The organism is Bradyrhizobium sp. WSM4872 (assembly GCF_055811715.1).
The window spans coordinates 61805-84023 of the sequence record NZ_JBVVPT010000014.1 but is presented as its reverse complement, the minus strand read 5'-3'; the positions used below and the strand labels follow the sequence as shown (position 1 = coordinate 84023).

General features: G+C 59.7%; 15 protein-coding genes and 4 pseudogenes. 10 read left to right on the top strand and 9 right to left on the bottom strand.

From position 1 onward, the window contains the following. Nucleotides 1-119 precede the first annotated feature (119 nt). Nucleotides 120-656: a GNAT family N-acetyltransferase gene (locus AC0L3C_RS20010; protein ID WP_473408776.1), complete on the top strand. Its 537-nt coding sequence runs from the start codon at nucleotides 120-122 to the stop codon at nucleotides 654-656. Between the two features lie 714 nt (nucleotides 657-1370). Here AC0L3C_RS20010 and AC0L3C_RS20005 read toward each other — a convergent pair. The 7 genes from AC0L3C_RS20005 to AC0L3C_RS19975 all read right to left on the bottom strand — a co-directional run bounded on the left by AC0L3C_RS20005 (nucleotide 1371) and on the right by AC0L3C_RS19975 (nucleotide 6887). After that, nucleotides 1371-1514, bottom strand: coding sequence for a hypothetical protein (locus AC0L3C_RS20005; RefSeq protein WP_456769734.1), 144 nt, complete (start codon nucleotides 1512-1514; stop codon nucleotides 1371-1373). Between the two features lie 58 nt (nucleotides 1515-1572). Beyond that, nucleotides 1573-1917, bottom strand: a complete 345-nt coding sequence (locus tag AC0L3C_RS20000; RefSeq protein ID WP_473408775.1) for a hypothetical protein — start codon at nucleotides 1915-1917, stop codon at nucleotides 1573-1575. Nucleotides 1918-2084: 167 nt separating this feature from the next. Further along, nucleotides 2085-2912: a citryl-CoA lyase gene (locus tag AC0L3C_RS19995; protein ID WP_473408774.1), complete on the bottom strand. Its 828-nt coding sequence runs from the start codon at nucleotides 2910-2912 to the stop codon at nucleotides 2085-2087. A gap of 55 nt (nucleotides 2913-2967) precedes the next feature. Continuing rightward, on the bottom strand, nucleotides 2968-4233 hold the full coding sequence (locus tag AC0L3C_RS19990; RefSeq protein WP_473408813.1) for a CaiB/BaiF CoA transferase family protein: 1266 nt from the start codon (nucleotides 4231-4233) through the stop codon (nucleotides 2968-2970). 49 nt (nucleotides 4234-4282) lie between these two features. Further along, a complete protein-coding gene (locus tag AC0L3C_RS19985) occupies nucleotides 4283-5305 on the bottom strand; it encodes an ABC transporter substrate-binding protein (protein WP_473408773.1) in 1023 nt (340 codons plus the stop codon). Nucleotides 5306-5338: 33 nt separating this feature from the next. Next, entirely contained in the window at nucleotides 5339-6112 is a 774-nt protein-coding gene (locus AC0L3C_RS19980; protein ID WP_231143967.1) for an ABC transporter permease, read from the bottom strand. Continuing rightward, on the bottom strand, nucleotides 6096-6887 hold the full coding sequence (locus AC0L3C_RS19975) for an ABC transporter ATP-binding protein (RefSeq protein ID WP_473408772.1): 792 nt from the start codon (nucleotides 6885-6887) through the stop codon (nucleotides 6096-6098). Before AC0L3C_RS19975 ends, AC0L3C_RS19980 begins: the two co-directional genes overlap by 17 nt. A 164-nt stretch (nucleotides 6888-7051) precedes the next feature. On the opposite strand from AC0L3C_RS19975, the gene AC0L3C_RS19970 reads away from it, so the two are divergent. The 3 genes and pseudogenes from AC0L3C_RS19970 (at nucleotide 7052) to AC0L3C_RS19960 (ending at nucleotide 10263) form a co-directional block, all read left to right on the top strand. Beyond that, complete coding sequence (locus AC0L3C_RS19970) at nucleotides 7052-7741, top strand: IclR family transcriptional regulator (protein ID WP_085394625.1); 690 nt, start codon at nucleotides 7052-7054, stop codon at nucleotides 7739-7741. Between the two features lie 429 nt (nucleotides 7742-8170). After that, nucleotides 8171-9020: pseudogene (locus tag AC0L3C_RS19965) on the top strand (tyrosine-type recombinase/integrase). Between the two features lie 56 nt (nucleotides 9021-9076). After that, nucleotides 9077-10263, top strand: a pseudogene (locus tag AC0L3C_RS19960) (IS91 family transposase). A gap of 611 nt (nucleotides 10264-10874) precedes the next feature. On the opposite strand, the gene AC0L3C_RS19955 reads toward AC0L3C_RS19960, so the two are convergent. After that, on the bottom strand, nucleotides 10875-11180 hold the full coding sequence (locus AC0L3C_RS19955) for a hypothetical protein (RefSeq protein ID WP_007599988.1): 306 nt from the start codon (nucleotides 11178-11180) through the stop codon (nucleotides 10875-10877). Nucleotides 11181-11596: 416 nt separating this feature from the next. On the opposite strand from AC0L3C_RS19955, the gene AC0L3C_RS19950 reads away from it, so the two are divergent. From AC0L3C_RS19950 to AC0L3C_RS19925, 6 genes and pseudogenes are all read left to right on the top strand, one after another. Next, on the top strand, nucleotides 11597-11803 hold the full coding sequence (locus tag AC0L3C_RS19950; RefSeq protein WP_473390687.1) for a cold-shock protein: 207 nt from the start codon (nucleotides 11597-11599) through the stop codon (nucleotides 11801-11803). A 1206-nt stretch (nucleotides 11804-13009) separates the two neighbouring features. Beyond that, nucleotides 13010-13317: pseudogene (locus AC0L3C_RS19945) on the top strand (transposase); the annotation flags it as partial. Nucleotides 13318-14196: 879 nt separating this feature from the next. Beyond that, nucleotides 14197-15402 (top strand): MFS transporter, encoded by a 1206-nt coding sequence (locus AC0L3C_RS19940; RefSeq protein WP_473408771.1) that lies wholly within the window; start codon nucleotides 14197-14199, stop codon nucleotides 15400-15402. 1569 nt (nucleotides 15403-16971) lie between these two features. Continuing rightward, nucleotides 16972-18027: a LysR family transcriptional regulator gene (locus tag AC0L3C_RS19935; protein ID WP_473408770.1), complete on the top strand. Its 1056-nt coding sequence runs from the start codon at nucleotides 16972-16974 to the stop codon at nucleotides 18025-18027. Nucleotides 18028-18126: 99 nt separating this feature from the next. Beyond that, nucleotides 18127-19527: an aspartate ammonia-lyase gene (locus AC0L3C_RS19930; RefSeq protein ID WP_473408769.1), complete on the top strand. Its 1401-nt coding sequence runs from the start codon at nucleotides 18127-18129 to the stop codon at nucleotides 19525-19527. A gap of 120 nt (nucleotides 19528-19647) precedes the next feature. Next, nucleotides 19648-20033, top strand: a pseudogene (locus AC0L3C_RS19925) (transposase); the annotation flags it as partial. An 86-nt stretch (nucleotides 20034-20119) separates the two neighbouring features. On the opposite strand, the gene AC0L3C_RS19920 reads toward AC0L3C_RS19925, so the two are convergent. Continuing rightward, on the bottom strand, nucleotides 20120-21538 hold the full coding sequence (locus tag AC0L3C_RS19920) for an MATE family efflux transporter (RefSeq protein WP_473408768.1): 1419 nt from the start codon (nucleotides 21536-21538) through the stop codon (nucleotides 20120-20122). Between the last annotated feature and the right edge of the window lie 681 nt (nucleotides 21539-22219).

The following is a 22219-nucleotide window of genomic DNA, read 5'->3' as shown; positions in this document are numbered from 1 at the left end:
CTGAGAACGGCAATGGCTTGCAATTACCTCAGCTCTGTTGCCTATAGCGAGTGTGGACGTGCTGCTTCCTACCGAGCCAGATAGTTGCTCTCAATTGCGTTTTCTGTATCCTGCTGAGCATGAATTTCCTCCAGAGGGCTCGGTCGGGTGTTCGTGTTGGCGCTGAAGGGCAAGGCACGTCCAGCGCGGGCACGGCTTTGCGCAAGAGCGTGCCAGGAGATGAGAACGCGGTCGCAAAAGCGGTCGAAGAGGTACTTTCCGAGTTAGGTGGCCTCGGACCGGAGTTCAGCCTTCAAGGCGCGAAGCAGGCGGCGTTGCGCCTGATTCAGGATCCCGAACAGGGCTTCATTTTTGTCGTCGAGGAACAAGGCACCGGGCAGATTGTAGGGGTAGCTAGCATCTCGGCCGTACAGGCCGTGAGAGCAGCCGGAGCGTACGGCGTGCTTCAGGAGCTATGGATTTCTCGTCACTTCCGCAGCTCTGACCGCGGCCGGCATCTGCTCGAGGCGGTAGATTCGGAGGCGAAGCGACGCGGCTGGCAGATGATTGAGGTTGCGTTGCCTCCGGATGGCTATCCGGCCCTAGAACGGGTACGCCACTTCTACGAGGAGAGGGGATATCGGGTTGGAGGATTGCGCGCGCGCAAGAGGCTCTGACAGTGGTACGACCTCTGCGCCACACACTTAAAGCGCTCCTGGGCTAGCGTGCTATCGGTAAAGTCCTTCACGCAGTCAATCCTGGGCTTGTTGCTTCTCAAAACGAACGCTTCACGCGTGCGTCGCGGCCCAGCATGATCGAGAACCTTTGACGCTGATGCGGCGCTGACTCCCACCGCGAGCGGTTACCTCTTCGGCCTTCTTGGCGAGAACGTTCGAAAATATCAGCGATCAATCATTCTGCATCGTGGGAAGCCATACCGCGACCCGCCCGACCAAAAGGCGACAGGTCGGCGGCGGCCCGTCGCGGGCGAAGCCCGACCCAGCCTTACGAATCGTTCGTTTGCGCTTCCCATGCAGTGCGATTTACTGGCTCTGGTTTGAGATCACCCACACAAACGCCATCCATTCGTCACCAATTACATTCTCTCGGCAACTGCCCAGCCAGTCGTCTACCAGACTCATTTCCTGCATCTTGGTGCGGCGGACCGGCGCGTGAAAGGATTCCGCACCACCTTGCCACTCCTGCTGGCGAATTTCGAGGAAGGTGCGCGAGATCAGCCATCACACTGATCCGGTAGAGGATTCCGTAATGAGCAATGTGCCGAGTGCCGCGTCCAATACGACATTCGTGCAGCTCCCCCATGCGCAGGACTGGATGCGAGCGGACCGCTTCGCCGTTTGGCGCCAATACGAAAACGTGGGCCGAGGGAATCATGCGCGACAAAGAGCCGCCCTTTTTTGATCGACCGTCAGTCCGTCAGGACCGCTCGTCGCGAAGAACCAGCTGAATCGTCCGACTTTTCCCACGCCATCACGCATCAGCGGTACGTGCCAGATGCTATTGTCGCGCGTCATTGCAACGAACAATACGGTCTCGTCCGGACTGAGCACCAGGCCATTCGGGCCCGGGCCATTAGAAATCAAGCAATGATCCGGCCGTCAGGGCACAGTCGAAATACCCGGCCGTCCGATCGTGCAATCCAGTCTGGCCCTGATCGGTGAAATAGATGTCGCCTTTGGTCGCGATATGCAGGTCGTTGCAGCCTCTGAAGGACTCGGAATTGCGGTAGCCCAGCAACGGTCGGATGGTCCCTCTCTGTGGATCGAGCTCCAGGAGACCGTTGATATAGTCGGACACGAGCACCCGGCCGTCCGGAGCAACCTTCAGACGTTCGGCCAGCCGTCGTATTCGATGATCAAAGACCAGACGCCCTCCGGTGAAATCCGGAAATGCAGCCGAAGGGGATGTCGACGACATAGAGATTCCCGGACTGGTCGAACGACGGTCCCTCGATGAAACAATCTAATGGATATGCCCCGCGGTTCGCGTCTGCCCATTCCGAAGAAACAGCCGGGCGACGAAACTCCGCCGGCATCGACGAGAACACGCTAACCTCCATCAGCTTGGGCGGGTTTTCGAGATGCTCATGATGCGCCTTCGAGCCTGCGACGCGGCTGGCCCTCGTATTTGTAGCCGAACTGCTTGGGCATCGGGCCCTTGTTGCGATCGTTACGCCCAGTTTGCTCCCAGGCGTGAGCCAGGATTCCGACCGCGCGCGACAAGCAGAAGACCCCCCGCGCGAGCGGAGAGGCGAAGCCCAGTTCGCCGTAAATGACCGCGGTCGCGCCATCGATGTTCATCGGAATGAGCTTGCTCTTGCGCTGTTGCATCACCCGCTCGATCGCGCGAGCGGCCTTGGCATAATCGCCGCCGACACTGCCCTCGTCAGCTGCGGCATCCACCAGCGCCAATAGCGGGGCCGCGCGCGGGTCGACTGGATGAAACCGGTGGCCGAAGCCCGGCAGATATTTGCTGCGGGTTGCGGTGAAATGGTCGATTGCAGCGCCAGCGGCCTGCTCGATCTCTCGCCCTTGGCGCCGTCGCAGCACATCCTCGTAGAGTTCGATAGCCTGCTCCCCTGCTCCGCCATGCACGTCATCGAGCGTGTTGATTGCCGAGGCCATTGCGCCATTCAGGGGCAGGCCGCAGCTCACCGCCATTTGGGCAATTGCAATGGAGGGCGCGTGCGGACCGTGGTCAACGGATCCAACCAGCGCAGCTTGCAGCAGCTGCTCCTGTGCTGGCATCGGCAGATTGCCACGTAACATCAGCCAAATCATGGCGGGAAAAGAAACGCGGCCTATCAAATCTTCAATTGGATAACCCCGATAGGCGATGCGACCTGGCGCGATATCGCAAATGGAGGTTCGCCACCAACTGGCCGCTTGCTGTCTCAGTTCTTCTTCGCTCATTTCCGCTTCCGTCCTTTCAACCTGCCGATTGCCAACCGACGCAAGCCGTCGGATGTCATGATATCGGTCCGTCCGTGGCTGCGCGGACGGGCAGGAAATCAGCCTCTCCTTGGTTTGGCCTCCCGACGGCTCGGCTTGAGACTAGTTGCTCAACCTCCGCATACGAATAGCCGAGCCGCTGCAGCCATCGCTCAGTGTCTGCTCCGAGCGTCGCAGGTGGTGAAGGCACCGAAAACTCCTCATCCAGCCGGAACCCCGGCCGCGTGATTCGTAACGGCTGCGCATCGTCTTGTTCTGGCGCCAAAGTCTCGACGAATCCGCGCTCAACGACCTGTGGCTGCTGCAACACTTGCGAGACCGTCAGCACACGGCCGGCAGGGACACCAGCCAAGTTCATTTGGGTCTCCCATTCCTCAGCGGGCTTGCAACTCAATGCCTTGTTCAACTCCGCGCTCAGCGCAGCGCGGTTCACCTTGCGCATCTCGCGTCCAGCAAAGCGTGGATCCGTCTTCAGGTCCGGTCGGTCGATCAGGTCGCATAGGGCTTGGTACTGCTTCTGCTCGTTGGCGGAAATGTTCAGCGGGCCCGTTGCGGTGCGGAACGTGCCGGAGGGAGCCGCGGTAAAGTTCTCGTTGCCGATGGGCTGCGGCTCGATCCCGGCGTTCAGGTGGTTGGAGACGACCCATCCCATCGCCGCAATGGTGGCCTCGAGCAGGGACACGTCGATGAACCGACCCCGTTGCCTATGCCGCTGGTCGACCAGAGCCGCGGCGATAGCAAACGCAGCAGTCAGTCCCGCAATCGTGTCCGAGATCGGAAAGCCCGTGCGCAGGGGAGCCGAGGCTATATCGCCGGTGACGCTCATGGCTCCGGAGAGACCCTGGACGATCTGGTCATAGGCCGGACGGGCGGACCACGGTCCGCTCTGCCCAAAGCCGGAGATCGCGCAGTAGACCAGACGCGGGTTCAGCCTGACAAGCACATCAAAGCCGAGGCCAAGGCGTTCCATCACCTTCGGCCGGAAGTTTTCGAGCACCACGTCGGCTTCCTTGACCAGTCGCAAGAACACCTCGCGGCCCGCTTCTGATTTCAGGTTCAATGCAATCGATTGCTTGCCGGCGTTCACGGCGACAAACGAGAGTCCCTGCAGGCGCTCCGCTCTTTGCGGATCCGCGCCGAGGCGCCGCGCCAGGTCGCCGCCGTTCGGATTTTCCACCTTAATGACCTCCGCGCCAAGGCGCGCAAGATGGTAACCGCAGAACGGACCCGCCAACACGTTTGACAGGTCGAGAACGCGGATACCGGTCAGCGGCAGAGACATCTGAAGAGCCTTCTTGTAGGTAATCGATAGCGAGCGCTTGGTACGCAACTTATTTCAGTTGCTGCGCAGCACGTTCCGCGAATCGATTCGTGAAGGTCTTGATCAGGTCGATCTTTGCGGCTGCGATCTTCGGATCAAAGTCGCCTAGGACAGCCAGCGGGACCTTGGCCGCGTCGATGTCCATCTGACCGGTTGGCGAGAACAGCGCTTTCGACGCGTTGATGATCTCGATGTTCACCTCGCGATTATCGGTCTTGTATGCAGGAGGCATCGCGTCGACGAGCTGCTCCGCCGAAACCGTGTTGATCCAGCGATGAGTTTTGAACAAGGCGTTGACGAGGCGCTGGACCGTTTCCGGATTTTTGTCGATGAAGGACTGCTGAAGGTAAAGGCACGCGGTCGGATAGATTCCGCCAAAGGCCTGCCTTGAGCCTTCGACCGTGCGCGCGTCGAACAGCGGTGTCGCACTCTTCTTGCGCGCGAGAAGGGTCGCAATCGGATCGAAATAGACGAGCGCGTCGATATTCTTGGCCTCGAGCGCCACCATGCCGGGTGCACCACTGCCAACCGCGATGATGCTTACATCGCGCGAGCCCAATCCCGATTTCTTGATGTAGTAGCGCGCCATGGTATCGGTCGAGGACCCCGGCGCCGTGATCCCGAGCTTCAGGCCCTTCAGACCGGCACCCGTCTTGACCTTGTCAGCGAGGTCGCCGCGGACACCGATCAACACGCCGGGAATGTCATTGAGCAGGAACACGCAGGAAATTTGCTTGCCTTGGGCCTGCATCTGAATGGTGTGATCATAAAAGCCGACGGTCCCGTCCACCGAGCCGCCGATCAACGCCTGCAAAGCCTTTGAGCCACCGGCCTGGAAGTTCTCGACGGTCACGTCAACCCCTTCTTCCTTGAAGGCGCCCAGCTTCACGCCAAGTTCGAGAGGCATATAGTTGAGGATCTGTGACCCCACTGCGATCTTCAATTTTGTCTTCTCGGGCTCGGCGGCATAAGTCGAGATGACCGGGAATGCGGCTATCGCGATGGCCAGCATCAGTCGTGGAAAAGCGTGCATGGGAAACTCCATGAGAATGGGAGAGCGGTACGATCAGGCTTCGTGGGCAGGTGCGGGCCGCCAGACCAGGAGCCGTTTTTCCGCGCGGTCGACAATGGCATCGAGAGCAACGACGAAGGCGGAGAGGACGATGATTCCTGCGAACACTCCGGTCGCGTCGAGGACGCCCTCGGCCTGCGCAATCAGGTGCCCCAATCCCGCGGACGAACCGAGATATTCGGCGACCACTGCTCCCATCACAGCCATGCCGACCGACACCCGCAGGCTCGACAGGATCCAGGTGGTGGCGGACGGCAGGTAGACATGGCGCAGCAGGGAGGACTTCGATGCACGTAGCAGGCGCGCATTCGCGAGCACGACCGGATTGACCTCGCGAACGCCCTGAAAGGTGTTGAAAAAAGCGACGAAGAGAACCAGCGTCACGCCCAGCGCGACCTTGGAGGTGAGGCCCAATCCGAACCAGATGACAAAAATGGGCCCCAGCAAGATGCGCGGGATCGCATTGAACATCTTGATGAAGGGCTGAACGACCTCGGCCGCAAACGGGCTTAAGCCCAACCAGATACCAAGCGCCGTGCCGATCCCGATACCAGCCAGGAAAGACAGGACCGTCTCCAGCAGTGTTATGCTGACATCGGTCCAGAAGTCGGCCGTTGACATCCACTCTCCGATCCTTGCGATGAGTGTCGACGGGGCCGGAAAGAAGAACGGGTCGATCAACCCGGCCCGCACGCCCAATTCCCAGATCAGGATCAGCCCAAGCACGATGGCGAACTGCGTGAGAGCGACCTTACCCCTGCGTGGCATAGCTTTTCTCCACTTCGGCGCCGAGCAGCGACCAGATTTCACGGTAAAGCGCGACGAACTCGTCGGTGGTCTGTAGCGCCGAGACGTCGCGGGGACGAGGCAGCGTGATTCTGACATCGCCAACCATGCGGCTCGCGGGACCGACAGACATCACAACGACGCGGTCCGCCAGCGTGATCGCCTCATCGAGGTCATGGGTGATGAAAACGAGTGAGCGCCGGTCCGCCTGCCAGAGGTCGAGCAGGATACGGTGCATGAGACGACGGGTGTGAACGTCCAGCGCTGAGAAAGGCTCATCCATCAGGACAATCTTCGGCTGCATGATCAGGGTCTGCGTCATGGCGACCCGCTTGCGCTGGCCGCCGGACAATTGGTGCGGATAGCGCTCCTCGAACCCTTTCAAGCCAACCTTGGCGAGCCAGGGCCGCGCCTGCTCGCGCGCTTTCGCGATCGAGCTTCCCTGAAACACCAGCCCGAGGCCGACATTGTCCTGGGCTGTTTTCCAGGGCAGCAGCCCTTCCTGTTGCAGCATGTAGCCGGACTGACCGTTCAGGCCCCTAAGCGATTTGCCGAAAATGCGAACCTCGCCGGCGGCCGGCTTCAGCAGTCCGGTGACAGTATTGAGAATGGTCGATTTTCCGCAGCCGGTCGGCCCGACCACTGCAACGAATTCGGTTTCGCCGACCTGGAGGTTCATGCTTTTCACGGCGGTGAAGTCGCCGAAGCGAATCATCACGTCGCGCAGGTCGACGGCAAGTGCCGGCTGCCCTTCCATTGTTTCGCTCCGCAGAACCTGTTCTAAGGCTCAAAACAGGTAACTGGCGCTATATCCGGAGTCAATCGCATTCTGCAACACAGAACGCGGAAGAGCATGGGATACTGGACTTTGTATCTATTCTGGATATCTGTTCTGCAGAACAGAACACGGGGGCTGTATCGATGGCAAAGACAGGGGTTGATGCGGTCGGGCGCGCCCTGGCGATCCTCAAGGCCTTTGGCCCTGAGCGCGCAGCCATGACGCTGACCGAGATTGCCGAGGCGACCGACTTCTACAAGAGCACGGTCCTTCGCCTTGCCGCATCCCTGGAAGCGGACGGATTCCTGGTGCGGGGGACCGACCGGCTATTTCGACCCGGACCGGAGCTATGGCGCCTTGGGGCGCTCTATCAGCGTGGGCTCGACCTCGGTGACCTGATCAGACCCTCGCTCCATCGTCTGGTCGAAGCAACCGGAGAGACCGCATCCTTCTACATCGCGGAGGGCGACGAGCGCATTTGCCTTTATCGCGTTAATTCTCCGCGTTCCGTCCGGCATCACCTCGAAGAAGGACAACGATTGCCGATTGATCGCGGCGCTGCGGGCCGCGTTCTTACCGCTTACCGCGATTTTGCATTAGCTGATGGAAAGAAGATCAGAGATCGTGGCTTCTACGTCTCGATCGGCGAGCGTGATCCTGAGGTTGCGGCCGCAGCGGTGCCCGTAATCGATGTCTATGGCAAATTGCGGGGCGCGCTCTCAGTCTCCGCCATTCGCACTCGCTTTGATGCAGATGCTCGGAAATCTGCCGTTGAAGTGCTGAAGTCCGAGGCTAAAGCGCTGATTGGTCTGCTGCCTGCAAGTGAGCGCTGAGCTACAATGGCAGCGTTCCGTTTATAACGCACAGCTCAGCCGGTGCCGCAATGGCCTCTCCTGAGCGTAGCGCGCATTTCTCGCATTGTTGAGGGCTGCACATCATCCTCGATCTCGACGCCACCCATCCCTACACGGGCATCAGGAGGGAGGCTTCTTCAAGGCTATTACGCTGCTCGTGTGATGTGTGCTGGTGCGCGCGTTCTGGAGCCGTCATGGCCTGACGGCCAAGCTGCGGCGCGCCGACATCGATGCAAGCGCGGCTAGGACGTTTCGCGGATTGTGCGGCCTAAAGCCGGATGGGGTTAGACCGAATCGATTTGGGATTGAACGAAGCCGCTGTCGCGGCGTGCGGGGCGAGGTGGCGTAGATCGCCTCCTGGCTGAGAGGATGTGGGTGTTGGAGCCCCCCTCAGACAGGAGTATTGAGATGGCCATGAGCCCTCTTCGACGCCGCATGATCGAGGACATGACAGTCCGCAATCTGTCGCCGGCGACGCAGCGATCCTACATCAGCGCGGTTTCGAAGTTCAGCCGCTGTTTCGGCCGATCGCCTGAGCGGTTGGAGCTGGAAGACGTCCGGGCCTTCCAGGTGCATCTGGTCTCGACCGACATCTCATGGCCGGTGCTGAACCAGATCATCGTCTGTGCGCTACGGTTTTTCTACGGCGTCACGCTCGGCGAGGCGCTCATCCCGGAGCGCATTCCCTATGGGCGAGAGCCCCGCAAGCTGCCGGTCGTTCTCAGCGCCGACGAAGTGGTGCAGTTCCTCGAGGCGGTGTCGAGCCTGAAGAGCCGCGCCGCGCTCACCACCGCCTATGCGGCCGGCCCCAGGGCCTCCGAGGTCGCGGGACTGCGGATCGAAGACATCGACAGCACCCGCGGTGTCATCCAGGTGCGCCACGGCAAAGGCGCGAAGGATCGCAACGTGATGCTGTCGTCCCAACTGCTCGGCATCCTGCGCACCTATTGGGCCGCGGCTTTATCTGTTCCCTGGGCGTGACGAAGGTCACCCGATTGATCCGACCGTGTTGCATGCCGCCTGCCGCTCGGCGGTCAAGGCTGCGGGCCTGACCAAGCGCGTCACGCTGCACACGCTGCGCCACAGCTTCGCGACACATCTTCTGGAGAACGGAATCGACATCCGGATCATCCAGGTTCTGCTCGGCCACAATAATCCGTCGTCGACGGCGCGCTACACGCAGGTCGCCACCCATACGATCCGGGCGCCCCAGAGCCCGCTCGACCGCCTGTCGCTGGAGGTGACGCCACCGGCATGACAACGGCTCCGGGATCCGGCTTATGACCCCCCGACGTCCGCCCGCACCGCCCCGCCATCGACATTGCCGATATCTTGCGCCGGCATGGCGACGCCTATCGTCGTGACCATGCCGGTCATCACGGTCGCGTCGAGCGGCGGGTGATGAGCGCCATTGTTGGGTGCCGAACCGAGGCGCTCGGCGGCCACGTCGAGGCCCGCAATGACTGCGGCATGACGCGGATCGCCTATAATTCCTGCCGGAATCGGCATTGTCCGAGGTTTCAGGGGCCAGCCCGAGCCGCGTGCCTTGCCGCGCGAGAAGCCGACCTGCTGCCGGTTCCCTACTTCCACGTCGTCTTTACGCTTCCTGCACCGATCGCCGCGATTGCTTTCCAAAACAAGGCGGTCGTCTATGCCATCCTGTTTAAGGCCGCCGCCGAGGCGATCACCGACGCTTGCTGCCAATCCGCGCCGGCTCGGCGCGGAGATCGGCAGCGTCGCGGTCCTGCACACCTGTGGACGAGCGCTAACGCATCATCCCCACATTCACTGTGTCGTGCCGGGCGGCGGCCCGTCACCTGATGGAACACGCTGGATCGCCAGCCGACCGAACTACTTCCTGGCTGTCAAACCGCTGTCCCGGCTCTTTCGCTGGCTTTTTCTCAAACGCCTGATCGGGGCCTTCAACGCCGGCGCCTTGCGCTTCTTCGGCGATCTTGCTTCTCTTGCCGAACTCGACGCTTTCGCTGGTCGCATCAACGCCATGCAGCGCGTCAACTGGGTTGCTTACGCCAAGCGGCCCTTCGGCGGACCCGCACAGGTGCTGGCCTATCTCGGCCGCTATACCCATCGCGTCGCGATCGCCAACAGCCGGCTCGTCGCACCCGACAACGATCATGTTGCCTTCACATGGAAGGATTACCGCCAGGACGGCGCGACAAAGATCATGAAGCTCAAGCCCGACGAGTTCACTCGCCGCTTCCTGCTTCATACGCTGCCCGACGGTTTCCATCGCATCCGCTACTACGGCTTCATGGCCAACCAATCGCGCTGCCAAGCTCGCCCTTTGCCGCGAACTTCTCGATCATGAGACAGCCCCAAACGACAGCCAGCCGCCGCCTGTGGATTCGGAAGCTCAAACCTGGGCCGAAGTTCCTGCCTGTCCGGATTGTGGTGGCGTCATGCGCATCATTGAGCGCTTTCGACACAGCTTCAGACGCTCCAGCCCTCGAACATCACCGTTCCGATGCGACACATCGTGAGCCAAGTCATGCCGTGCACGACGATCATCATTCGTCATTTCGCTCCCAGCGTCTCGATCATCGCGGACGATGTCGACTCCGTGCTTTCACACTGCGCGACAACAACGGTCCCATGCAGCAAAATGCCTATCGCGATCTCCAGTGAAGCGCGCCTGATCTCAACTCTTCCCCGATGCGCACATCTCGTGTCTCTGCCTCACGCGCCGAGCCAGCAGATCGGGCCTTCCGATCTCGAACGTGCTGCATGCTCTGGTCCTCGTCTTCGGCCAGAACGAACTTCAAACTGGATTAAGCCCGAGGGGCAGGGTCAACAGCCACGCCTTCCTCGGCGGTGCAAAATCCATGCGCCGGATTCGTGTGGGCGTCGGCGGCGCCACTACGACGTCGCGTGGTTGCCCCCCAGCGCATCCAGTACGACGGCAACCTATGGCGTGAGGACACCACGCGGCAATCCTCAGCGCGCGGCAATCCTCAGATGGGCTGTGACGGGCGTCTCTTGGAGACTCGTACGACTCTCACGGCTACTCGCCGTTCCCAGCCGGTGGTCGGCCGCAGTCGACTCTTCCGGCGCGTGCCGGATTGTTAGCAAAGTTGCGCGACTGTCCGACGGCCTACATCTGTTCGTCGGAGCCGTGGCCTCTCGCGAGATCCCGTGTCCGTTGCATCGTGCGGGAAAAATATTCGTCGCGCTCGCGGCGCACGCGCTCTTGATGCGCTCTGAAATTCGCAACTCGTTTGCTGATGTGCTCTCGCTCGGAGGTGTCCCAGCTTAACCGCGGGGGAGAATCGGGTGGGGAAGCTTTTGCGATTGGCGCGATGGGTGCTATCAGCTTTGGAATGGGCGCTACGCTCCGTGCGCGTTCTACGAGTGCCGCGGATTGTTGAACCAGCGCCTCCAGTTCCTTCTTCCAGTTCATCTTCCATGTTCTCCGAACAGTCATGGGAGCATGCTAATTTGGTGCGGTACGCTCGTCCAGCTACCCCTTTTGGTAGTTGCGAGGCCGCTGCTTGTCCGCAAAATAGTGGCCGATGAGCCATTTGGGCCGATGAAATTCGCGGCTTCCCTGCTAGGAGAACCCACCCACGTGACCTTCGTCACCCAAGTGACGCAACAGCATGGAAGATCAGAACGATGCGACCTGGGTCAAACCCGTCGGCTGTGCCTGGTCTCTGGCATGAAAGCATGATCGCCCAGGCTCACCATACTCGAACTCCTCAAGCGAACTACGCTGACGCCGAAGCAGCGGAGATTGTGCGTCAATGCGCGAATCGGTGCCGCCCGAATGGTCCGACCAGAACTACTCTGCAGTATTGCTCAAAATGGGAGACGGGAGTGGCGAGGGGTGTTGTGAAATGGTTTAACGCGACGAAGGGTTTCGGCTTCATTCAGCCGGATGGGAGCGGCCAAGATGTTTTTGTACACATAAGCGCCCTGGAGCGCGCTGGCCTCGCTGACCTGCGGGAAGGGCAGGCAGTCTCTTACGAGCTTAAAGTCGACCCGAGGCGTGCTAAAAGCAGTGCGGAAAATCTGCGTTTCTGATTTCATGTCGTAGGCGTCTGGCCTCAGCCCCCCGCCCATGTCTGGCGCTTACCTCGGAACGACCCCAGCCGCTTTAAGCACTGGGGTCGTTTCATTTCTCGCCAATTTTCGACGTTTCGCGGGTCCGAATACAAGAGAACGTAGATAGCGATGCTCGCTAGCGCGTCGCCTCTTTGTCCCGTTTGGTAGACGGGTAACAGTCGGTCCGCCCGCTCGTCATAGCGCGATTTGAAGCGCGCTCGCGAGCGGCTTATTGGTCGGAAGGTCATCCTCGCCGATCATCCTGGACTGGAGGTGGTGGCGCCGGCGCTGATTAAACCCGATACCGTGCTGCGACGCGAGTTCAACAGTGTGAACCAACGAAGGGATGGGAAAGCTAAGCAAGGACTCTCGAGCGGTTCGAGAGGGCTACGATATCAGGCTATTGCTGCGCGAGCTCCCTTCGCCGGACGTTGGATCCGGTGGAGGTCGCCAGCCTCGAGAGCTCACAACCAGGCAATTCGTAGATTTTGGGCAGGCTCGTCAACGCACTCCATCAGGAGCCTTCGGGGAGCACGACGCCGCACCTGCGGCCGCGTTTGTGCATGCGCTCGCCGCGCTCTTGGCTCCGCCACACGGCTGGCGCGTACGCTGAAGCTGCAACCGCGTAGTCGCCCTTCAAGTGCTGGATGATCCTCGCCGAGAAATGATAGCTCGTCACGCAGCGGCGATGATCGTTTACCTTCACATCAACAATTGTCGGGGCAGGGCTGGATTGAATTTACCTTAATTGGGCGGGGCCATCTTTGGTTGAGTGCTCGTCCGGTCGCCACGCCATTATGGGATCGCTCTCCGTCCTAGAGCCTCTCGTCGTGGAGGTTGGCAATCCTCTTGGCGCAGCGAACCGGCTAGAACTGAAAATCGAACTTTGAGATGCACGAAGGCAATGCCGAACTCACCTATCGGAATTCCAAGGGGATTTTGCTGAGCCAGGACATTTCGGGCGTCCACCACCGATCCGCGCCCCTCGTAGTCTAATCTATTAACCGCGGAACGCTTCCGTCCATCATTAGGACTTCGCACGGACCAACATACGGCCCGTTGGCATCGCGCGTTGAAGCCCACTTGAGGATTCAAAGCCGGAGCCGGCTGCTAGCATCAATGCTAAAGCTCGATCCATCCTCCTAATTCAACCAGCGCATGCGACGGCACCTTGAAACATCGCACTTCCGATCAGCATCAAGCGTCGGCGCCTATCTGGGTCTTACGCCTCGACGCAACCACTCTGGCGAAACTGGGCAAGATATCACGATGGGGCGACCGTCTTCTCCCAACCTACCTGTACGAGGCGGCGATCGTCCTGCTTCATCGAACGAAGAAATGGTCCTCTCTTAAGGCTTGGGGCATGAAGCTCGCTAAGCGCATTGGCATGCGAAAGGCAAAGGTCGCCATCGCGCGCAAACTCGCCAATCCTTCTTCACTGTATCTGGGTCTACGGCACATCGTTCGACTTGGGCCAGGGGAAGGAAGCCTGATCCGATCTTGTAGAGTTCCTGGTCCGGTCTGCCGGACTGGCGATGTCCCGCTGGGACGGTGTTGTGGCGACCTCGGTCAATCAGGTGGTGGCGGCTCGTCCGCACTCCGCTGCAAACGTTGAGGCGCACGACCCCGACATCATCATGAGGCGCTGCGCGACCTCGGAAAGGACCATGATCCCAGCGAAGACCTCAACCAGCCCGGCGATCCAATGCACGTATCAGCCGGCCCGCGCCGTCTCCGCAATCCGGACCAGCTCCGACGGTGCGAGCACTACCACCGTGCCGCGGGCGAGTTCAGAAATGTAAGCTTGACAACAAACCGCGATTAAAGGGCCGATTGACACCCAGGGCGCGCGTACGCACCGAGGCAATGGCGGCTCCCCGGAGATCATGATCCGCGAGCGCCCTGCTAAAGCTGCCGAAGCAGTGCCGGGACATTGTGAGTGAGACCTCCTCCTCGGTGTTGGCAGCTCAGCAATCTGCAGGCCGTCCGTGCGCACGAAAGGCATCACGATTCTATTGCACCGTTCGTTTGGCGCGGTTGGCGAAGCGCAGCGCCTGGTGGCGAGCGACGCAGCTCTTCGAGTAAGGTCAGGCCCTCCTTCACGATGCCGGCCGGAACGACAGTCCCACTCAGGACGCCAGTCGGAGGACACCGAGTGCCGTTTGTCGTGTGTCAACTATCAACTCTCGCAGTTGATGGAGAGAACGACCCATGCAACCGTAACGATCGGATACTACCGATGCAGGTCGATCAACATCCGGAGAGACGCCCATGCCATGCGGCGCCACGTCCATGGATGAAAAATGCGTACAAGCAGCGGCTGATCATCGACAAATGAAACGGGCGGATCCTTCGTACAGTGATGTTTAATAATGACGAGTGACGGCACAGAATCTTCGCTCCGCATCTGGCTCGCCGTCATCGTGCTAGGCATCGCCTCGTTTCACATCGTCTTGGCAGAGATAGCACCTATCGGGCTGTTGTCTCAGATTGCTCGCGACCTCGGACGAGATCAGGCAGCGGTCGGGCTCACGGTGGCCCTCTATGCCTGGATCGGTGCTGCCAGCGCTCTGTTGTCGCCCGTTCTGCTTCAGAAGTTTCCTCGCAAGCCGCTAGTCATCGCCTTAACTATTATCCTTTCCGCAACAACGTTTGCGGCGACGATGTCTCACACTTTCGAAGGGTTGTTGCTGGCACGCACGGTGGGCGCTGTCGTTCACGGTTTCTATTGGGCCATGGCGGCTGTGGTTGCGTCTAAGATTGCGCCGTCCCGCAGTATGGGTGTTGCGACGGCAATCGTATTCGGCGGGATCTCGATGGCGACCGTTGTTGGCGTGCCGCTCGCGAACTTCGTCGGTCAGGTGAGCGGATGGCGTGCAGCGTTCAGATTGATTGGCGCCATCGGACTGATCACCTCAGCCCTGATGGTGGCAGTTCTTCCGAAAATGCAGGCCGGGACGCCAGCGGGATGGAGAGAGCTTGGATCAGTCTGCCGCAGGCATGACCTGTTGGGGATCTATGCCGTAACGACATTCATGGCGGCGGCGCATTTCGGGGCGTACACATTTATAGAACCATTCCTCAACGAGATTCCAAATGTTGCCCAAGTCATGATTGGCGCGCTGTTGTTCGGCTTTGGCGGAGCAGGATTCCTGGGGAACATCTTGGCGGGCGTCCTCATCGACCGCTTCATGAAACCCATCATCACTGCGGGGCTGCTTGCTCTGTGTCTGGCGCTCGTTGGCCTTGGATCGTTTGGTCCCCAGTTGGGGACAGGCCGGGTCCTTGTCTTGCTGGTCATCTGGGGCGCGGCCGTCGCGGCGCTGTTCGCGGGACTCCAGACCTGGATCCTGCGCGCCGCCGGTTCGACAGTGATGACTGCTGCCGCGATGCACTCGGCGGTCATCAATTCGGCCATCGGCTTCGGAGCCGTCCTTGGCGCCCAGGTGTTGACTGTAGCCGGCCCATCAGGAGTGATGCTGGCAGCTGGTATGGTCGTCATCATCCCTCTGCTGATAGTTCTCCCGCAAGCGGCCCCAGAGGGTGATCTAAAAAAGGGGGCGTTGCTTGATGGATAACGCCGCAGCCGTGCGCACGGCGCGGATCGCCGCGTGCCCTACCACGAATGTCGCACGAAACCTTCCGCTGGTACGCGAGCGTTGGACCAAAATGTTCGTGCAGCCCGGCGGACCGGTCGAAGGGGGTGAAACACCACGCCAGGCCTTGCCCGAGAACTCGTTGAGGAACTCGGCATCGAAGTTTCTGGCGATGTACGCGAACATCTCGGGCGATTGCGCCGTTGCGGCATTGCGAGGAGCATTCGGTCGAGCGGTCTACCGCACTGCGGGACACTTTTGCATTCTTTCCACACAACAATGTCTGTGTCCTGAGATTACCCCGCATTCTAGCATCATAATTGACGCTACCCGACAGACGGGCAAGCTCGCCTTCTTCATCCCGTGAGCGTCCTCACGCTGGCGTGTGACGCGCTTCTCGATGATCGGTCCTATCGCGCTCAACCGAAGGCGCTCTTTGCTGGCTCTTCCGAGGCGCTGCCGAGCAGCTGAGCCATCATCGCCTTCCCGCGCGGAAGAGCAAGCTGATGACGTCTTCTTGCGTGCTTTCCTGATTGAGCGCTCACCAGCATCACAATGGCACTCCAACCAGCGACTTCGATCAATTGCGTCCTTAGACCCACTGGGATCTCAAAGCCATGGTCTAGAACTGGGCTTACTGTCAATGAACTCGCATGATGGTGCCGAAGACGAGACGCAAGATCGGCGCGGCCTCTAGATCAAGTTTACGCTCTTGAGCGCATTGTGGCAGGTGGCTTCACTCCTTTCGGGATGGCCGTCGCATTGGATCATCGGCCGGTGGTCGGACGTGTCTGCGGATACCCATATCCGCGAACTCGCAGGCACCTACACATCGATGCCCGCGTCGGCCAAAACCACAGGCTCAAGAGGGAGCTCATGCGCGGCGGCCATCGCGTCAACTTCTGACCTCGTGGACAAAGGCGGCGCACTCATCGTTGACAAGAGAGAGGCGCGGCTACGTCCATGATCCAATAGGTGCGTGCACGAAAATCGAGCTGTTCCACAAGCTCCTAAAATCGGGCTGCAGGGCGGAGGACTCAAAACTGCGGACCGCAGAGCGGCTCGCTAGTTTGATGGCGGTCGTCTGCCCTCTCAGCTGGCGCGTCCTCTGGCTCATCATGCTCAATCGTACGGCCCGGACGCATCACCGAAGATCGCCTCCACGGACACCGAGATCGTATTGCCCGATGAACTCATCAAGGACGTCGGCATTCGACGAGGTCGCCTTGGAACCCCGCATTCTACTTGACCGAACTTGCACAATTGGGTGGCGACCTGGCCAGGGCCGCCGATCCGCCACCCGGAAATGTTGTCATTTGGCGCGGACTCTCCAGACACACCGGATCGAACTCTGCGCCGAAATTGGAGCGGTTGGAAATGTCGATAAATGAAGTGTCATCGAACGGTTCCACCGCTGCGGCTTTGGAATCGGCTGTTTGCGCAGTAAGCGCGAGTTTCCGGTGCGCCAACCTGTCGAGTAGATTGACTCGCCGCAACTGAGAAAACGGACTAGTGGCACACCCGATAAAAATCCATTAGCGTAGGCTTCCTATGTTTAGTTTGCCTGATTTGCGTGTACTGGAAGTCGCGGCCGTCGTCATCGAAGAGGGCAGCATGAGCGCGGCCGGCCTCAGACTTGGCATCACTCAATCGGCCGTTTCACAAGCGATGAAGCGCGCGGAGGCGCATATTGGCGCATCCCTCGTCCGTCGCGATCGTCGTCCCCTTGGGCCCACGGAGGCGGGGCAAGCTCTGCTCACCCACATGCGCGAGATAACCCTGCGCGTCGGACGAGCTGTCGAGGAAATGCGGGCCGCCGCAGCGCGTCCCGAACGCGAGGACCTTCGGCTCGGGATGATCGACACGTTCGCGTCCACAGTGGGACCACTGTTGGTCCGCAGCCTCATGGCGGGTTCAATCGCGCTTCGCGTGAGCGCGTATTCGGGGCTGGTACCCGCGCACGCCGAGGCATTGATGCGCAACGAGATCGATGCAGCTGTCACATCGGATCCAATGGAGGGCGTTGACGAAGTTACCCGCTTACCCCTATTGCGCGAGCCATTCCTCCTGGTAGCACCGATTGCCTGGGCGGATACTCTTCGCGATCGTCCACTGGACGACCTACTACTCGAGCACCGACTTATCCGCTACACCGCGCGTTCGCACATGGGAACGCAAATTGAACGTCATCTCCGGCGTCTAAGGATAGAGCATCCGCAGACGATGTCGTTCGACACGTCGGACTCGCTGCTCTCGATGGTCGCCAATGGCATGGGCGTGGCGATTACAACACCCCTGTGCATATTGCAGGCTGCCGTCCATCGACCGGCGCTCGAAGTCATGCCATTGCCGGCGACCGGCCTCTCGCGCACGATCGCGTTGGTGACTAAGCAAGGCGGATTAGGCACGTTGGCTGCGCGAATAGCGGATGATACTTGGGTGCTCCTGCGGAACTGGACCTTGCCCCAGATCGCGGCTCAAATTCCCTGGATGGCTCGTTCCGTCGGCAGCATCGTGTTGGATCCGCTCGCTCACGAGGACGCCGCCTGCCGGTGCGTTGCGGGTGGCTCCACCCGGACTCTCGACGAACAGTATAACCCTAATTAATCATACTTATTAGCCTTCATAACATCTCCGATCTTAGCTTTAACTCTCACCCGTCTTCGGAGAGAGTTGTTTGCGTAGCGTCCGAACCCGGGATCAGAGATGTCAGCGACTCGCACCGAAATAGACAGTCTAGGAACGCGCGAGCTGCCGCTGCGCGCCCTGTACGGCTTGGCCTCCCTGCGTGGGAGCGAGAACTTCGACATCTCACTCCAGAAGCTCGGTGATCAGCCGGCACTTCTTCGGGCACTAGCGCGCATCAAGCGCGCTGCCGCGGCGGCGAACCGTGAGCTCGGAGCCCTCGACGCCAAAGTAGCAGGAGCACTAATCGCAGCTGCGGACGAGGTCATTGCTGGTAAACACGATGGGCAGTTTATCATCGATTTGCTCGAAGGCTCCGGCGGTACATCGATCAACATGAACATGAACGAGGTTCTGGCGAACCGGGCCCTGCAAATTGTCGGTGAAAAGCCCGGTCGGTACGACGTGATCCATCCAAATGATCACGTGAACCTATGCCAGTCGACTAACGATGTGCTGCCCTCGGCGCTCAAGTTGGCGGCGCACGAAAAGTCCGGCGATCTGGTGGGTGCGCTGGACCAGGTGGCGGCCGCTCTTTCGGAGCGGGCCATTGTATTCGCTGACGTATTGCGCGTCGGCCGCACATGCATGCAGGCCGCCCAGCCGATGACGCTCGGTCAGGCATTCGGCGGTTACGCATCAGCGATCAAGCGGCTCTCCTTGAAGCTGTCCGTGGCGCGCCAGGAATTGATGGTGCTTCCCCTCGGAGGCACTGCGATTGGCACCGGGCTCGGAGCAGTGCCGGGCTATCGCCGTGCCGTTTATGGACATCTTGCGGCAATCTTGGGCCACGCGGTACGCCCAGGCGACGACATGTTCGATGCCATGCAGAACGCCGACGCCTTCGCACGCGTGTCGTCGGAAATCCGCATCGCAGCAGAGGTAATCGCGAAAATCGCCTCTGACCTGATCATCCTTTCCTCTGGGCCAAATACGGGGCTTGGCGAATTGCGGTTGCCCGCTCTCCAGCCCGGTTCTTCGATCATGCCAGGTAAACTCAATCCAGTCCTGCCGATGATGATCCAGCAAGTTGCGTTCGCTATCGTGGGCAACGACGCCGCAGTATCTCTCTCAGCGTTGAGCGGCCAACTCGAAATCAATCACTTCGAGCCAGTCATCGCCTCGCGCCTCTTCGATTCGATCGAGCTTTTGACGCGATCGGCCAGAATATTTGCCGACCAATGCATCTCGGGGATCCGGGCAGACCGGGAACGGTCGCTCAGCAACTTGATGCAATCTTCGGCTCTTGCGACCGTGTTCGTACCGCGCCTTGGTTATGAACAGGTATCGAAACTTGTGCTTACAGCCGCTGAGCAAATGCGGCCCTTCATCGAAATCGCGATCGACCGCGGACTTCTGAACCGTAGCGCGGTTTTGCAGATGCTGCACGAGAGCACCCGTTATCGCGAGAATGCCGCATGAGCCGCGATTCTGCACTTGCCCTTGTACGCGAAGGGCTCACGAGCATGCCGCGAGTCGATGCACAACGCCAGAGGATCAACCTACGAAGGTCATGCCACAGCCAACTCGCCATCGCCCTGCCTGGCGACCCTGCGCCATGACCGGATCGATGCGCCATGGTTGATCGAAGGACCAATCATGGCGTGAGCTTCCGGATCTATGTGGAGAAGGTTCTCCTGCCGACCCTTCGGCCCGGCGACATCGTCGTCCCGGACAATCTCGGCAGCCGCAAAAGCAAAGCCGTGCGCCAGCTCATCCGCTTCGCCGGAGCAAAGCTCTTCTTCCTGCCAAAATACTCACCCGACCTGAACCCCATCGAACACGTCTTTGCCAAACTCAAGCATCTGCTCCGCAAGGCAGCCGCACGAACCGTCGATGCGGTCTGCGCCGCCATCGGCGAACTCCTTTATGCATTTACACCCGAAGAATGCGCCAACTACCTCAAAAACTCAGGCTATCGAAGCTAGTCCCATCACGCTTTAACGGCGAGCCTCCCAGGAGGCTAGCGCCCAATGATCTGTGCCTCGATCATATCCGTTCTCAGCTCAACCCGCTATCCCGATCGCTCTTGAGGACCGTGCCGGAGCGCTCGTCTGAGCTCGCCGAACTGGTTGAACATGACGATGAGAGCGATTATTCCGGCGCCAAGCTCTGCGAGCGCTTGACTGGCTAACAGTCCGTTAAAACCCGCTACCAGCGGGAATAACAGTACGGCCGGTATGAAGAGATACCCCTGCCTGGCCAAGGACACAATTGCACTGAGGCGCGCTCTCCCAAATGACTGAAGCATTGCCGTCACGAAACTCTGCACCCCAAACAGTCCAAAGAAGAGATGGAACACGATGCAGGTCGAGACGGCAATTTCGGTGACGTACTCGTTATCGCTAAATAGGCTCACCAAAGGCCTCGCAAAAATCACAACGGCCGCAGAATACAGCACCGAGAATGCGATCGTCACGAAGAGCATGAACTTCGCAGCCCTCAATATATGAGCATAGTCGCGTGCGCCCCAACCGAAACCCAGGATAGCTTGAGCGCCAATACAGAACCCGGTGATAGGCAGTGCGCCGACCATCAAGATACGCACAGCTATTCCAACCGCGGCGATGGAATCGTCGCCGAACGGCGCAGCAGCTCCGTACAAGAGCATAACGGCAAGAGCAGATAAGATACTCGTCATTGTCGCCGGCGCGCCTACCAACGCGAGCTGTCTGATGCGATCTGCTCGCAATGATATGTGAGATATCCTGACGAGAACCGTCCCGCCAAGCTTCGTAAAATACGCGATATACAGTCCGACAGCAGAGATCTGAGACACCAGCGTTGCGAGGGCTGCGCCTCGCACGCCAAGGTCAAGTGAAAATATGAAGACGGGATCAAGCACAGCGTTCAGGATAAACGCGGTCATCATCACCCACATGCTAAATCGTGTATAGCCTTCGGCTCTTACAATGAACCCGCTGACGGTATTTAGTAGCATCGGGGTGTACCCCAACAAAACCGTTCCCGCGTAGTCGAGCGCCACGGGCATGATGGTTGGGGTTGCTCCGAGCGTTGCAAATATCCCTGGCAGATTTGGAAGCAGAGTGAGGGTGACTATGATACCGATCGGAGCGGCGAGCGCGAGTGCCGTGCTTGCGCCTCGACTCGCTTCTAGGTACTCACGAGCGCCCAGATGACGAGATATGAACGACGCTGCTCCAACACCGATCCCCTGTCCGGCTGCGGCGAGCAGGACCACGATCGGCAAGGTCATGCTAACAGCTGCGATCGCCTGCGCGCCTAGGGCGCCAACAAAGATCGCGTTGACGACCTGCTGCAGCGCATGGATCGATAATCCAACAACAGACGGAATGGCGAGCCGCAGGATAAGACTCAAGAGATTCTGGTCCGATAGATCGACGTGCTGTTTTTTCTTTGGCATCATATTGCGCTTGCTGTCGAGGGCGAATTCTGTATTCGGTCCATTCACGGACGAGTGAATTTTTCCAAGTTCGACGATGGCGTACTCAGCGCAATCCTCTCTGGATCTGCTCTGGCACGCCGTGATCGCCTGGATAGGTTGACGTTTTCAAAGCTGATTTTTGCCTGGGCATACGCCTCCCGTCAGTTGTAGCGAATACTGACTGAGGTGTTCGAGGGTAGCCCCCAGGTTCTGCTAGTCATATTGTGCCGTTCCGCCCTTTGGTTGAGCATCGTGCCGGTTGCGTTCACTTCTCGGGATGATGATCGGCGGGGAAACGCGGCCAGACCCTAGAGCCTCAAGTTGGTTTTGGCATCTACCGGATCTTGTAGTAGACGCTCCATCATCTGCATGGCACAAGCAATGAACGTGCTCAGAACCACTGTGGTGGTTCGGTGATGTCCTGCAATCTTTACACGATATCGGGTTCCTCAGCGCGATCGAGACGAACGGCAGGCTGCCGCCCCCGGCCAGCGTGGTGACTGGATCTGCGTCAGTAAATCGCGCCGCGCTGGCCGTCACTCGCGGACACGAACTGAAAATTCGTGTGGCCGCAACCGGCAGCCTGCCAGACCGGTTCGATGAGCGTGGCTTGAACAATTTCTGCTTCGATCGAAAGACCGCCCTGACGCCGTCGAGCGGCGGGCTATCTCGTACTGCCTGGCTCAGCCGAAATGGCGGCTCAGCGTG